We start from the raw sequence: 15,293 nt of genomic DNA, 5'->3' as shown, positions 1-15,293 counted from the left end.
TTTTGCGAACTTGGAATTTGAGAAGAAAAAGGAACCGATGAAGTTCGCGGAATACAAAGGATTGGACTTGCCAAAAGTAGCCGATGAGGTATTGGATTTTTGGAAGGACGAAAAGATTTTTGAGAAAAGTGTTTCCACTCGGGAAGGCAAGGAAAGCTATGTCTTTTTTGAAGGCCCTCCCTCAGCAAATGGAATGCCTGGGATTCACCACGTAATGGCGCGAACCATTAAGGATATATTCCCAAGATATAAGACCATGAAAGGTTTCCAGGTGAAGCGGAAAGCTGGTTGGGACACCCATGGTCTACCTGTGGAATTAGGGGTAGAAAAAGAACTTGGGATTACCAAAGAGGACATCGGTAAAAAAATCTCCATTGAGGAATACAATGAGGCCTGCCGAAAAGCGGTGATGCGCTATACCGATGTGTGGAATGAAATGACCGAGAAAGTTGGGTATTGGGTGGACATGGATGACCCCTACATCACCTACAAATCCAAGTATATGGAATCTGTTTGGTGGTTGTTGAAACAGATTTATGATAAAGGGCTCATTTATAAGGGATATACCATACAACCGTACTCCCCCAAAGCGGGTACTGGATTGAGCTCCCACGAGCTGAACCAACCGGGTACATATCAAGATGTCACGGATACTACGGTCACGGCACAATTCAAAGCAAAAAGAGAATCATTACCTGATTTTCTAAGGGAATTAGACGGAGAAATCTATTTTTTAGCATGGACAACCACACCATGGACATTGCCTTCAAATACAGCGTTGACCGTAGGCCCCAAAATTGAATATGTTTTGGTAAAGAGTTTTAACCAATACACTTTTGAGCCTACCCAAGTGGTTTTGGCAAAAGCACTGGTAACAAAACAATTTTCAGGAAAGTTTTTTGAGGCAGAAACCCAAGCAGATTTTGAAAGCTTTGAGAAAGGGGCAAAAAAAATACCATACCAAGTTGTACAAAGTTTTTCCGGTAAGGATTTGGTTGGGATTCAATACGAGCAATTGATAGACTATGTTCAGCCCTATCAAAATCCAGAGAACGCCTTTCGTGTCATTTCCGGAGACTTCGTAACTACGGAAGACGGTACTGGTATTGTCCATACCGCACCTACTTTTGGAGCGGATGATGCCTTCGTGGCCAAACAAGCGGAACCCGAAGTACCACCCATGTTGGTTTTGGATGAAAACAACAACCCTGTCCCTTTGGTTGATTTGCAGGGTCGATTCCGTCCAGAACTCAAAGAGTTTGGTGGCAAGTATGTAAAAAATGAATACTATGATGATGGTGAGGCTCCCGAAAAATCGATAGATGTGGAGATTGCTATCAAACTTAAAGAGGAAAATAAGGCGTTCAAGGTTGAAAAATACCTTCACAGTTATCCCAACTGTTGGCGTACTGATAAACCGATTTTGTACTATCCTCTGGATTCTTGGTTCATAAAGGTGACCGACGTTAAGGATAGGATGTTCGAATTGAACCAGACTATCAATTGGAAGCCAAAAGCTACTGGTGAAGGACGTTTTGGGAACTGGTTGGCCAATGCCAATGATTGGAACCTATCCCGGTCGAGATATTGGGGAATACCTCTTCCAATATGGAGAACCGAGGATGGCAAAGAGGAAATGATTATGGGTTCCATAGAACAACTCAAAGAAGAAATGTCCAAATCGGTTGAAGCCGGCCTCATGGATAAAGATATCTTTGCTGATTTTGTGATTGGCGACTTGAGTGAGAAGAACTATGATACGGTTGACTTGCACAAGAACATTGTGGACCAAATTACTTTGGTATCGCCATCTGGAAAACCCATGAAACGGGAATCAGATTTGATAGATGTTTGGTTTGATAGTGGTTCCATGCCCTACGCTCAATGGCACTATCCTTTTGAGAACAAAGAGTTGATAGATGATGGTGTGGCTTTCCCAGCAGATTTCATTGCCGAAGGAGTGGACCAGACCCGTGGATGGTTTTATACCTTACATGCTATTGCAACTATGGTATTTGACTCCGTTTCTTATAAAAATGTGGTCTCCAACGGTTTGGTTTTGGACAAAGACGGAAAGAAAATGTCCAAGCGATTGGGCAATGCCATTGACCCATTTGAAACATTACCAAAGCATGGTGCTGATGCCACCCGTTGGTATATGATTTCCAACGCCAATCCATGGGACAATCTAAAGTTTGACTTAGATGGTGTGGTTGAAGTAAAAAGAAAATTCTTTGGCACCCTTTACAATACCTACTCCTTTTTTGCACTCTATGCCAATATTGATGAGTTTGATTTTAGTGAAGATGAAATAGCACTGAACGAAAGGCCGGAGATTGACCAATGGATTTTGTCAGAGCTTCATTCCCTGATACAAAAAGTGGACGAGGCATACAACGATTACGAGGCTACAAAGGCAGCACGCATGATTTCCGATTTCGTTCAAGAAAACCTGAGTAATTGGTATGTGCGCTTAAGTAGAAGGCGATTCTGGAAAGGGGATTATCAACAAGATAAGATTTCAGCCTACCAAACCTTATATACGTGTTTGGTCACAGTAGCCAAACTTTCAGCTCCTGTGGCACCTTTTTATATGGACCGACTATATAAGGATTTGAATGCAGCCACTGGAATGGAGAACTTTGAAAGTGTTCATTTGGCAGATTTTCCATCTTTTGACGGTAACATGGTTAACAAAGCGTTGGAAGGAAAGATGCAAATGGCTCAAAAAGTATCTTCGCTGGTTTTGTCCATACGCCAAAAGGAGAAAATCAAGGTAAGACAGCCTTTACAGAAGATAATGGTGCCTGTAGTGGATGAAAATCAGAAAGCAGAAATAGAGGCGGTATCAGACTTGATTAAATCAGAAGTCAATGTCAAAGAGATTGAGTTGTTGGATGATGCTTCCGATATTTTGGTGAAGAAGATAAAACCCAATTTTAAAGTATTGGGCCCTAAGTTTGGTAAGGACATGAAGGCTGTAGCTGCTACTGTGAGTCAGTTGAACCAAGAAGATATCCAAAAAATGGAGCGTGAAGGCGAATTAATGCTTGAAATAGAAAATAAAAGTATTATTTTACAGTTAACCGATGTAGAGATAACTTCCCAAGATATTGAGGGATGGTTGGTAGCAACATCAGGAGCCCTTACGGTGGCCTTGGATGTGACCATAGATGATACACTCAGAAAAGAAGGGATTGCAAGGGAACTGGTAAATAGAATCCAGAATCTTAGAAAAGAATCGGGATTTGAAGTTACAGATAAGATTGACATCAAAATATTAAAAGACGGTTTTGTAGAGAAAGCGGTATCGAGTAATGAAGATTACATCAAAACAGAGACCCTGACCGCAGAATTGAATTTTGAGGAAAAATTGGAAGAGGGCGTTGCAATTGCCTTCGATGAAGTAAATACAAAATTATTTATCCAAAAACATTAGAACATGGCACAAGATTTAAAAGTAAGATATTCGGATAAAGACCTTGAAGAATTCAGAAACCTTATTGAGGAAAAAATAGAAAAAGCCAATAAACATTTAGAGCTTTTGAAAAGTTCATATATGAACGACGGGAATAATGGAACAGACGATACTTCTCCCACCTTTAAGGCTTTTGAGGAAGGTTCTGAAACCATGAGCAAAGAGGCGAACACACAATTGGCCATACGTCAAGAAAAGTTTATTCGCGATTTGAAGAACGCATTGCTCAGAATTGAGAACAAGACATATGGAATTTGCAGGGTTACCGGTAAGTTGATCAACAAAGAGCGCCTTAAGTTGGTTCCCCATGCTACCCTAAGTATTGAGGCAAAAAACATGCAGAAATAATAACATGTGCCCCCTAAGTTCTTTTAAATGTAAGGGGCTTGTTTTTCCTTTTGTGTCTCTGTTCTTTTTCAGTGTTTCTTCACAAAAAGTATTGAAAAAAACACTGGTGGATTCCCATGTTTCCAGGATAGTAATTGACGTAAAAAATTGCTATCAAGTAAATTTGGAAACCACCTCTTCAGATGAGTTAAGGATAAATGCCAGTATGGAAGGCGAGTACTCCACAGATTTAGTGGTAAACCTTGAGACCGAAGGAAAGTCCATTTTGGTAAGCACAGGATTCCATCCCAATTTTATCTTTCCAAACGATAAGCTTAGTGCGCATAAGGTGATTTCAATTGCTTTGCATATCGAAGTTCCTGAGTACAAGGAAGTCGTGGTCTATGGGACAAATTCGCATGTTGAAGCCAAGGGGGATTACCGGAAACTCACAGTAAGACTCTCTGATGGAGACTGTAAAATAGTTGATGTGGGGGAAACCGTAGACGTTACCACCCAAAAAGGGGATATTTGGCTCAGTACAGCCTCTGGAGTGGTGGAAGCGGCGAGCGATTATGGAAAAGTCTTCAACAAGGACTTCCCCAAAGGGGATAAACACTATATGCTGCAAAGCAAAGAGGGTAATATCTACTTGAACAAAACGAAATAATATGCCTACTTTTGCGCATTCTTTAAAGAAACGATGAATCTAAAAAAGTCCCTACTCATCATTTTTCTGATTCTTTTGGTGGATCAAATCAGTAAAATCTATATCAAGACCCATTTTATTCTGGGAGAATCTGTTGATGTTTTCAGTTGGTTCAAAATCCTGTTCATAGAAAACGAGGGTGCTGCCTGGGGAACTAAACTAAGTGATTTGCTTCCTATTTCGGAAACTAACGGCAAATTGGTGTTGACCATTTTTCGGCTTTTTGCTATTGTAGGAATCGGGTATTGGTTATGGGACATTATCAAAAAGAATGCTCCTAAAACTTTGATTATTGCCGTATCACTCATATTCGCGGGAGCCTTGGGTAACATTATTGACTCCGTTTTATATGGAACCATATTTAATGAAAGTGTTGGGCAGGTGTCTACTCTTTTTTCTAATGAACCCTACGGAAAGTTATTCTATGGGAAGGTAGTGGATATGCTTTATTTTCCAATGATAGATACCACTTGGCCCGATTGGGTACCTTCTTTGGGAGGAAAAAGCTTTCGGTTTTTTGAGCCGGTTTTCAACATTGCAGATACTGCAATAAGTACAGGAGTGGGTATTTTGATTGTCTTCAACAAAAAGGCCTTTCCAAAGACAGAAAAGAAAGAAGAAGCTTAAAAGGTGTAGATTTGGTTTGGAGTTACACAGTAATCTAAACCAATATCCTTTTCATGAACATCGGTAATTGGTTCTTCTTCTACTTCAAAAAGTGAGAGTCCAATTTTTATGGTTTCGAAATCGCATTTAGATAGGAATTCATCATAAAACCCCTTTCCATACCCAACACGGTTACCAAGTTTGTCAAAAGCTAATAATGGGATAAAAACAACCTCAATTTTTTTCTCAGGTATTTCAATACCGTCAATAGGTTCAGGAATGGACCACTCGTTTAGTCTTAGTCCAGTATTGTCGGTAAGTAAATAATGTTTCATGGAATGTTCGCCTATCACTTTAGGAACAACAATGTGTTTGTCCCTACCTTGAAGCAAGGTGATCAAGGGTAAAGTGTCCACCTCTTTGTTTTTTATAATGCTCAGAAAAGTATGGAAATAAAAAAAATCCCATATTGGGATTTGTAAAATTTTATTTACTAAGGTTATACTTTTTGTTTCGATTTCATCTCTTTCTAGATGAACTCTGTTTTGTCTGTATTTTCTTCTTAGTTCATGTTTCAACATAAAATGTTGAAGCGTTTGGGGTGTCTTGGAATATTAATCTTGAAGAGTCTTTTTTTCGGAAACCGAATAAAAGATTTTGAAAAACAACATCAAGATGAGATACATTCCCAAGACGATAATATAATTTTCCATAGGTGTTATAATAATTCAGTTTAAATGTAAGTAAATAAAACGAGAAGATTACTATGAAATGCACTTTTTATCGATGAAAAGCACTTTTTTTAGCAACAGTTTAACAATTTGAGGGAAATTTTAAACACTTTTTTTGGAACAACAAGTATCATATTGTTGTTTACTTGAATATCGGTTCAAAATCCAAGAGTTCCAAGTATTTTGAAGTAAAGACCCAAGTATCAAATCTGGAATGCCATCAATCAAAATGAAATATAGATTTATCAGTTTTAACTATTATCCCATTTATTTACATTTAACTTTGTTTAAGACCTTTCGTTGCTATAAAATATGTCCAAGACCGCTATTGAGGTTCAAATAAGTACGCTGCCCAACAATCCAGGAGTATATCAATTTTTCGATACTGACGGCAAGATTTTATATGTGGGTAAGGCAAAGAACTTAAAGAAAAGGGTCTCTTCTTACTTCACCAAGAACCATGAATACGGCAAGACCCGGGTAATGGTCAAGAAAATTGTATCCATCCGCCATATAGTGGTAGCTACAGAATCAGATGCCCTTCTTTTGGAGAACAATCTCATCAAGGAACATCAGCCCCGATACAACGTTTTGCTAAAGGATGATAAATCATATCCATGGATTTGCATCAAAAACGAACTTTTCCCCAGAATTTTCATGACCCGAAATATTATTAAGGATGGGTCTGAATATTTTGGCCCATACACGAGCGTGAAAACCGTGAAAACGCTCCTTGAACTGATAAAAAATGTTCAACCTTTGCGTACGTGCAAGCATCTGTTGACCAAGGAGAAGATTGAAGCGGGAAAATTCAAGTTCTCCCTGGAATACCATCTTGGTTTTTGTCAGGGTGCATGTCAAGGACTGATCACTGAAGAAGAATATAGCAAGCGTATAGAAAAAGTAAGGGAAATCATCAAAGGGAACTTCAAAGCACCTTTACAGGAGTTTAAAGCTCAGATGAAGGTTCTTGCTACTGAAATGGAGTTTGAAAAAGCGCAAGAAATCAAGGAAAAAATAGAAATACTTGAAAGTTACCAGGCCAAATCCACTGTGGTCAATCCCAAAATTAACAATGTAGACGTGTTTACCATTATTTCTGATGGGACGCATGGATATGTAAACTTTCTCCAGCTTTCGCATGGTGCTATTACGAGGTCACACACTTTAGAAATAAAGAAAAAACTGGACGAAGCTGATACTGAGTTATTGCAACTGGCCATCGTAGAGTTGCGACGCCGTTTTAGCTCTGATAGCAAGGAAATATATTTGCCATTTCCCGTGTCTGTTGAAGATGACCTCAAGGTTACGGTACCCAAATTAGGAGACAAAAAACGCATCATGGAGCTTTCCGAAAGAAATGCCCGCTTTTTTAGACAAGATCGTTTTAAGCAAATAAGAATCACGGACCCGGATAGGCATACCAAACGTATCATGGCCCAAATGAAGTCTGATTTAAGACTTTCTGAAGAACCCATACATATAGAATGTTTTGATAATTCGAATATTCAAGGGAGTAATCCAGTGGCCGCATGTGTCGTATTCAAAAATGGAAAGCCTTCCAAAAAAGACTACCGCCATTTCAATATAAAAACTGTACAGGGCCCGGATGATTTTGCAAGCATGGAAGAAGTGGTGTACAGGAGATATAAAAGATTGTTGGATGAAGAAGAAAACTTACCACAGCTCATTGTAATTGATGGCGGTAAGGGACAATTGTCCTCGGCATTGAAAAGTTTGGAAGCTTTGGAGCTGCGGGGTAAGATAGCTATTATTGGTATTGCCAAACGTTTGGAGGAAATCTATTTCCCAGATGACCCGATTCCACTTTACCTTGATAAAAAATCCGAATCGTTGAAGATAATCCAGCAACTTAGAAACGAGGCACATAGATTTGGAATTACCCATCATAGAAATAAGCGAAGCAAGGGCGCTATTGATTCTGAACTGGAAAGTATTGAAGGAGTAGGCAAAAAGACCGCAGAGCAGCTTTTGAAAAGTTTTAAATCGGTAAAACGAATAAAGGAAGCAACGGTGGAGAGTTTGGCGGAAACTGTAGGAATGGCAAAGGCAAAAAAGATTTATGAATCCTTTCATTAAGAATTGGAAATGAAGAGAAAGATTGCATTTTTCCTATTTATTATTTCTGGAATAGTGGCTTTTTCCCAGGCTAATAATGGTTTGGAGGAGTTGAAGGTTGGGTTGGTTCTGAGCGGGGGAGGTGCAAAGGGTTTGGCCCATATTGGGGCATTGAAAATCATTGAGGAAGCTGGTATTAAGATAGATTATATTGGAGGAACAAGTATGGGGGCCATTGTAGGTGCTTTGTACGCTTCAGGATATTCTGCCAACGAACTGGACTCCATTTTCAGGACTACTGATTTCCCAAGGCTTATAACGGATAACGTGCCCAGGGGGGCAAAGACTTTTTACGAAAAAGACGACTCTGAACGATATGCATTGAGTTTACCGTTTGACAACTTTAATGTTTCCTTTCCCCAGGCCATTTCTGGAGGGCAAAACATTTACAACGAATTTGTAAAACTCCTTTTTCACGTAAAGGATGTATCTGATTTTAAAAAGCTGCCCATACCTTTTATCTGCATGGCAACCAATGTTGAAACGGGCGAAAGCGTTCTTTTGGACAGTGGTTATTTGCCCGAAGCCATTATGGCCAGTGGTACTTTCCCTTCCTTGTTTGAACCTTCCGAAGTGGATGGTGATATATTGATTGATGGAGGGGTTGTGAACAACTATCCTATAGATGAGGTCAAGAAAATGGGAGCGAATTTTATCATAGGTGTTGATGTGCAACATGATTTGGCATCACGGGAATCCCTAACCTCTGCAACGGAGATTCTGCTTCAAATCAATAATTATAGAACGGTTAACGATATGAAAGAGAAATCCAAACAGACCGATATTTATATTAGACCGGACATTAATGATTTCTCGGTCATAGATTTTGAAAGAGGACAAGAGATTATTCAAAGTGGTCGCGATGGAGCTATGGAAAAACTTGAAGAATTGGAGCAAGTTGCCATCAAGCAAAATGCTATTCCATATATCAAACCTAATATCCCTGCTATGGACAGTCTTACCATAAACAGGTTGATCATACGTGGAAACGACCGCTATACCCGTGGATATATTAAAGGAAAACTAAGGTTCAATCTGGCAGAAAGGATTCCATTTGAAAAGCTAAAACAGGGAATCAACAATTTATCTGCCACGGGAAATTTCAAAGCCATTCGTTACGAATTGGTCTCCAATGGTCTAGGTACTGATTTGATCTTAAAGTTGAGGGAAAAAGAGACAAAAATGTTCATTAAAATGGCGGCTCACTATGATGATTTGTACCAAAGTGCTGCACTAATCAACCTTACCCGAAAGAATTTCTTATTGAAAGATGATGTCGCTTCTTTTGACTTTATATTGGGAGACCATATTCGGTATAATTTGGAATACTATCTGGATAAAGGATTTTATTGGAGTTTTGGTATAAATTCGAGATTCACCGATTTTGATGAAGAAATTGATTTTGGACTGATACGTTCAAACTTTGATGTAGTTGATGACCCTAATATTCGGGAAATCACCTTGGATGTTACTGATCTCACCAATCAAATTTATCTACAGACCGTTTTTAGGGAAGAATTTGCTCTTACTCTTGGAGTGGAGCATAAACTATTGAGATACAGTACAAATACGTTAAACGATTTAATTGAGCAGGAAACACCGGAATTAGTTGTTCCAACTTCTTCTGATAGGACTTTTTTCGAAGACTCCAATTATTTCAGTACTTACGGGTCTATTAAACTTGACACATATAATGATAAATATTTCCCAACCAAAGGATTGTTCTTTGACAGTGATTTTCATCTTTACCTTTTTTCATCCGACTTTAACGACAACTTCAGGGAGTTTTCAATTGGGAAAGCGCAGTTAGGAGTGGCTTTTCCATTGAAAAATAATTTGTCTCTTAACCTGGAAACCTCAGGAGGATTTAAATTGGGAACGTCCAGCGTTACTTCTTTTGATTTTGTTTTGGGGGGTTATGGCAATGATTTTGTAAATAATTTCATTCCATTTTTTGGGTACGATTTCCTGAGTTTACCAGGAAATAGTTTCGTAAAGGCCTACGGGCGATTGGATTATGAATTCGCACCTAAGAATCATTTTATGTTCACCGCTAATTTCGCCAATGTAGAAGACGATTTGTTCAGAACTGGAGAATGGTTCTCCGAGCCTAGCTTCACAGGTTATGGTATTGGTTATGGCTTGGAATCTTTTTTGGGCCCGGTTCAGGTTTTTTATTCTTTTTCTCCAGAATCCAATGAAAACCACATATTTTTTAGCGTAGGTTACTGGTTTTAGAATACCTTGCATACAGCCTTCTTGTCTAAGGATTTCATAAAATTTTATTCGGTTAGTTAAAGTCCGTTAAAAACTTATTTTCCTACAAAGTCTTGATGTATCTTTACAAAACATAAGGGGTGGTTCCCTTATAACTTTAAGTATTGGTTTTTCATAATTTAAAGTTTGGTTGGTTATTTAGGAAAAGCCCGGTTGCTAAACTGGGCTTTTTTTATGCTACAATATTTTGAAACAGCTTTTGTTTAAGTAATTGTAAACTAATCATCTTGAAGCTTGATTTTACTAATTTTACAACCATAGTTAAAGCCATGAAGAAAATATACATCCTACTTTGTATTCTTTTTACCCTTCCTATGGCAGGACAAAAAACCTATCCTGCCTTTAAATCTGGGGAATGGTTAAAATTTCGCATTCACTATGGGTTCTTAAATGCCAGTTACGCCACTTTGCAATTAAGCACTGATAAAATAGATAGTATTCCCGTTTATCATGTTGTGGGTCGAGGGAAAACCACAGGCTTTGCAAGTATCTTTTTTAAGGTGGATGATACTTATGAAAGCTACTTCGGCCGCAAGGATGGCAAACCCTATCGATTTATTAGAAAAATAAACGAGGGAGGCTACACGAAAGATATTGAAATTGATTTTCACTATGCCGAGGATAAAGCCATTCTAAAGGACAACAAGAATGGAAAGGAATTTGACATCCCCGTGCATGATGATATCCAAGACCTTTTATCCGCATCGTATCACCTAAGGAACAGGTATAAACTTGAGGACTTCAAGGAAGGGCAATCCATCGATATGGACATGTTGTTTGATGACGATGGCGTTTTTAAGTTCAAATTGAAGTTTTTGGGAAAAGAAATCATTCGCACCAAATTTGGAAAAGTAGAATGTCTTAAATTTAGGCCTTTGGTTCAATCAGGGCGTGTTTTCAAAGAAAAAGAGAGCCTGACCTTATGGGTTTCCAATGATATGAACAAAATACCTGTCCGCATTAAGGCAGATTTGGCTGTAGGCTCTTTAAAAGCAGATTTGGATGGTTATAATGGGCTTCGCAACCAGTTTAAAATAATAATGAAGAAGCGATAGATTTTACTGAATGAACCAGGACGACATCATTAAGTCCCAAATCCACAAACTTGAAGAAAAATACAGGCACTCAGGTCAGGACCTTAGCTCCTACCTTGATGGCCTCCTATATCAAAAATACCTTACGTACTGGGATTATATCCATCTAGACACCCTGCTTAGTCTTCAAGTGCCCAGAACCCATTTTCCTGATGAGGAGATTTTTATCATGTACCACCAGATTACGGAGTTGTACTTTAAACTGATTTTGCATGAGCAAAAACAGCTTGTTGAAGACAAATCCCAGGATTTATCCTTCTTTGTGGAAAGGATACGAAGAATGAACAGTTATTACAAAGCGCTTATTTCTTCTTTCAGTATTATGATAAAGGGAATGGAGCGCGAACAGTTTCTTCGATACAGAATGGCATTGCTTCCCGCAAGCGGATTTCAATCGGTTCAATACCGAATGATCGAGATTTATGCCACGCCTTTGGAGAATTTAGTCCATTTGGATGACCGGGAGACCTTTACAGGAAAAAATACCATTGAAGAGCTTTTTGAACATATATACTGGAAAAAGGGAGCGACCGATATAACCACTGGAGAAAAAACGTTGACATTAAAACAATTTGAATTCAGGTATACCCCCAGACTGCTTCGAATTTCAAATCAAGTAAAAAATAGCACTATCTATCATAAATACCTTCAGCTTCCTCAAGCATCCAAGAACAATGAAGAGTTGATAAATGCGTTAAAAGAATTGGATGTGAATGCGAACGTGAATTGGCCATTGATGCATATGGGTTCCGCCTATCGGTATTTGGCAAAAGAAAAAGCTGAGGTGGACGCCACTGGAGGTACGAATTGGAAGGCCTATTTGCCTCCGAGTTTCCAGAAAATAATATTTTTCCCAACTTTGCACTCTGAAGGGGAAAAAGAAACTTGGGGAAAACAGTGGGTAGACCACATTTTCAATCCTGAAAACAAAAAGATATAACATGGGGAAATATTGGGGCATCGTTGTGTTGTTATTTGCTTTGGTCGGATGTAAGGAGACCAAAAAAGTCGAACCGATTGAGGTGGCTCAAATTCCAATAGAAATACCCAAGAAGAAAATTTACGGTTTTGACCTTGATGAATTCAAGGTTGTCAATGACACAGTGCGTAGAGGGGACAGTTTTGGAAAACTAATGCTGGCCAACCATGTGGATTATCCTAAAATCGTTACTATTTCTGAACAGTACAAGGATAGTTTTGATGTAAAGCGTATCAAGGTCGGAAGACCCTATACCATTCTTAAATCCCGAGATACGTTGGAGAAAGCAGAAGTCTTTATCTACGAGAACGATAAAATAAACTATACTGTTGTAGATTTAAGGGATTCTGCCGTCGCCTACAAGAGCAAGAAAAAAGTAAAGTATCTATCAAGAGAGGTTTCCGGAGTTATCAAAAGCTCCCTTTCACAAACACTGGATAGTCTTGGAGTGGATTATCTGGTCACCATAAACCTTTCGGAAATATATGCCTGGACCATTGACTTTTTTAAATTGGAAAAAGGAGATAAGTTCAAAATCCTTTTTAAAGAAAGGTATATCAATGATAGTATTTATGCAGGTGTAGAGCCCATTGAAGCTGCACTCTTTGAACATAAGGGAAAACAAGTCTATGCATTTCCTTATGTCACAGATTCCTTAAAACAAATACAGGATTATTTTGATGATGAAGGAAACAACCTACGTAGCACGTTTTTAAGGGCTCCTATCAAATTTGGATATCGATTGTCCTCAAGATACAATCTTAAAAGAAGGATAGCGTATTATGGATACAAAGTGAGACCTCACAGAGGGACTGACTATGCTGCTCCAATAGGAACCCCTATTATTGCCACCGCAGATGGCACGGTAACAGAATCTACAAGACGGGGAGGGAATGGTAAATATGTTAAGATTAGGCATAATGGGACGTATAGTACCCAATACCTTCACATGAAAAAACAGGCGGTAAGAAGAGGAGAGTTTGTTCGCCAAGGTGATGTTATAGGATGGGTAGGAATGACCGGTAACACAGGCGGTCCTCATGTTTGCTACCGATTTTGGAAGAATGGAAGACAGGTCGATCCTTTGCGGGAGAAATTACCAGCGGCTGAACCCATTGCGGATTCTCTTCGGACGAATTATTTGGAACACATAGCCCCCATGAAACAACAACTCGATTGCATTGAGTTTGTAGAGCCACAACAACAAGAAACACTGATAACCTATAACACTGAAAATGTCCCTCTCCAAAATCAATCCCTCGACAACTGAGTCTTGGAAAAAACTCCATGACCACTTCAATCAGCTAAAGCCTCAACATCTCAAAACACTTTTCAAGGAGAACCCCCAAAGAGCAAAGGCGTTTTCCATCCATTTTGGTGATTTTTTTGTAGACTATTCCAAGAATAGGATAACCGAAGAAACACTTTCCCTGCTATTGGAACTAGCAGATGAGGTCAAGCTAAAAGAAGCAATATCTCAATATTTTAAGGGCGAAAACATTAACGAAACGGAAGATAGAGCAGTATTGCATACTGCACTCAGAGCTAAAATCAGCGATTCCATTTTTGTAAATGGCAAAAACATAGTTCCGGAGGTTTATGAGGTTAGGGATAAGATAAAAGCTTTTTCAGAGAGAATTATTTCTGGTAATACCAAAGGATATTCGGGTAAAGCATTCACCGATGTTGTTAATATTGGCATTGGGGGTTCAGATTTGGGTCCGGTCATGGTAACCGAAGCTTTGAAGTTTTACAAGAACCATCTCAATGTACATTTTGTGAGTAATGTGGATGGCGATCACGTACATGAAACACTGAAGGGACTTAATCCAGAAACTACTCTCTTTGTTATAGTCTCAAAATCCTTTACTACCCAGGAAACTTTGAGTAATGCGCTCACCATTAAAAAATGGTTTCTTGAAAATGCTTCGGAAAAGGATGTCGCCAAGCACTTTGTGGCAGTATCCACCAACTTGAAGAAAATCGATGAGTTTGGAATAAGTTCAGAAAATGTATTCCCCATGTGGGATTGGGTTGGAGGTCGCTTTTCTTTATGGAGTGCTGTTGGGTTGTCCATAGCCCTTTCAATAGGGCATCAAAACTTTGAAGAGCTATTAGATGGTGCTCATGAGATGGATATCCATTTTAAAGAGACTCCCTTCTCTGAAAACCTACCTGTAATCCTTGGGCTTTTAACGGTTTGGTACAACAACTTTTTTGGCGCGGAAACGGAAGCGATTATTCCTTACTCCCAATACCTTCATAGGTTTTCTGCCTATTTGCAACAAGGTATCATGGAAAGTAATGGGAAGAGCAAGGATAGGGCCGGAAACTCGGTTTCCCATGAAACTGGAACCATTATCTGGGGTGAACCGGGCACCAATTCCCAGCATGCCTTTTTTCAATTAATACATCAGGGAACAAAACTCATCCCAACAGACTTCATTGGCTTCAAAGAATCCCTACATGGAGATGTGGAACACCACAAAAAGCTAATGGCCAACTTCTTTGCCCAGACAGAAGCTTTAATGAATGGAAAAACGGAGGAGGAGGTAAAATCGGAGTTGGAACAACAGGGAGTAGGACCAGAAAAACTGGATACCATTCTCCCATTCAAGGTTTTTGAAGGAAACAAACCCACAACCACTTTGCTCATTAACAAGCTTACTCCTAAGAACCTTGGTGCCTTGATAGCCCTATATGAGCATAGAATCTTTGTTCAAGGGGTAATTTGGAATATTTTTAGTTACGACCAATGGGGTGTGGAATTAGGTAAGCAATTGGCTAAAAATATACTTGCCGACCTTGAAAATTCTGAAATTGGCAGACATGATAGTTCCACAATGCAACTTCTTCAGTTTTTTAAAGGTTAAATTAAGAATTCTTTAAGATTAGCAAATCTTAACTAGCTGATAATCAGATTCATTAATGTTATCTAAATGTTAAGAAACCT

At 39.0% G+C, this 15,293-nt stretch carries 11 protein-coding genes; 10 read left to right on the top strand and 1 reads right to left on the bottom strand.

Annotated elements, in window-relative coordinates; translation table 11 throughout:
* The first annotated feature begins 37 nt into the window (after positions 1 to 37).
* The 4 genes from ileS to CLV81_RS03370 all read left to right on the top strand — a co-directional run bounded on the left by ileS (position 38) and on the right by CLV81_RS03370 (position 5,141).
* Positions 38 to 3,439, top strand: coding sequence for an isoleucine--tRNA ligase (gene ileS, locus CLV81_RS03385; RefSeq protein WP_106144895.1), 3,402 nt, complete (start codon positions 38 to 40; stop codon positions 3,437 to 3,439).
* 3 nt (positions 3,440 to 3,442) lie between these two features.
* Positions 3,443 to 3,826 carry a TraR/DksA family transcriptional regulator gene (locus CLV81_RS03380; protein ID WP_106143640.1) on the top strand — a complete coding sequence of 128 codons (384 nt, stop codon included), beginning with the start codon at positions 3,443 to 3,445 and terminating at the stop codon, positions 3,824 to 3,826.
* Positions 3,827 to 3,917: 91 nt separating this feature from the next.
* Positions 3,918 to 4,475, top strand: coding sequence for a hypothetical protein (locus CLV81_RS03375; protein ID WP_146129820.1), 558 nt, complete (start codon positions 3,918 to 3,920; stop codon positions 4,473 to 4,475).
* Positions 4,476 to 4,508: 33 nt separating this feature from the next.
* Entirely contained in the window at positions 4,509 to 5,141 is a 633-nt protein-coding gene (locus CLV81_RS03370; RefSeq protein ID WP_106143638.1) for a lipoprotein signal peptidase, read from the top strand.
* Here the strand turns inward: CLV81_RS03370 and CLV81_RS03365 are convergent.
* Positions 5,138 to 5,701, bottom strand: a complete 564-nt coding sequence (locus tag CLV81_RS03365) for a 5-formyltetrahydrofolate cyclo-ligase (protein WP_106143637.1) — start codon at positions 5,699 to 5,701, stop codon at positions 5,138 to 5,140. The genes CLV81_RS03370 and CLV81_RS03365 overlap by 4 nt on opposite strands.
* Positions 5,702 to 6,163: 462 nt before the next feature.
* On the opposite strand from CLV81_RS03365, the gene uvrC reads away from it, so the two are divergent.
* The 6 genes from uvrC to pgi all read left to right on the top strand — a co-directional run bounded on the left by uvrC (position 6,164) and on the right by pgi (position 15,213).
* The gene (uvrC, locus tag CLV81_RS03360) at positions 6,164 to 7,951 is read left to right on the top strand and encodes an excinuclease ABC subunit UvrC (RefSeq protein WP_106143636.1); all 1,788 of its coding nucleotides are present in this window, start codon (positions 6,164 to 6,166) and stop codon (positions 7,949 to 7,951) included.
* Positions 7,952 to 7,960: 9 nt separating this feature from the next.
* Complete coding sequence (locus CLV81_RS03355) at positions 7,961 to 10,228, top strand: patatin-like phospholipase family protein (RefSeq protein ID WP_106143635.1); 2,268 nt, start codon at positions 7,961 to 7,963, stop codon at positions 10,226 to 10,228.
* 308 nt (positions 10,229 to 10,536) lie between these two features.
* The gene (locus CLV81_RS03350) at positions 10,537 to 11,322 is read left to right on the top strand and encodes a DUF3108 domain-containing protein (RefSeq protein ID WP_106144894.1); all 786 of its coding nucleotides are present in this window, start codon (positions 10,537 to 10,539) and stop codon (positions 11,320 to 11,322) included.
* A 10-nt stretch (positions 11,323 to 11,332) separates the two neighbouring features.
* Positions 11,333 to 12,301: a tryptophan 2,3-dioxygenase family protein gene (locus CLV81_RS03345; protein WP_106143634.1), complete on the top strand. Its 969-nt coding sequence runs from the start codon at positions 11,333 to 11,335 to the stop codon at positions 12,299 to 12,301.
* Position 12,302: 1 nt separating this feature from the next.
* On the top strand, positions 12,303 to 13,610 hold the full coding sequence (locus tag CLV81_RS03340; protein WP_106143633.1) for a peptidoglycan DD-metalloendopeptidase family protein: 1,308 nt from the start codon (positions 12,303 to 12,305) through the stop codon (positions 13,608 to 13,610).
* The gene (gene pgi, locus CLV81_RS03335) at positions 13,576 to 15,213 is read left to right on the top strand and encodes a glucose-6-phosphate isomerase (RefSeq protein WP_106143632.1); all 1,638 of its coding nucleotides are present in this window, start codon (positions 13,576 to 13,578) and stop codon (positions 15,211 to 15,213) included. Before CLV81_RS03340 ends, pgi begins: the two co-directional genes overlap by 35 nt.
* Positions 15,214 to 15,293 lie beyond the last annotated feature (80 nt).

Origin of the sequence: Flagellimonas meridianipacifica (genome assembly GCF_003001695.1) — a bacterium.
Taxonomy (GTDB): domain Bacteria; phylum Bacteroidota; class Bacteroidia; order Flavobacteriales; family Flavobacteriaceae; genus Flagellimonas; species Flagellimonas meridianipacifica.
This window is presented reverse-complemented; position numbering and strand designations above follow the sequence as displayed.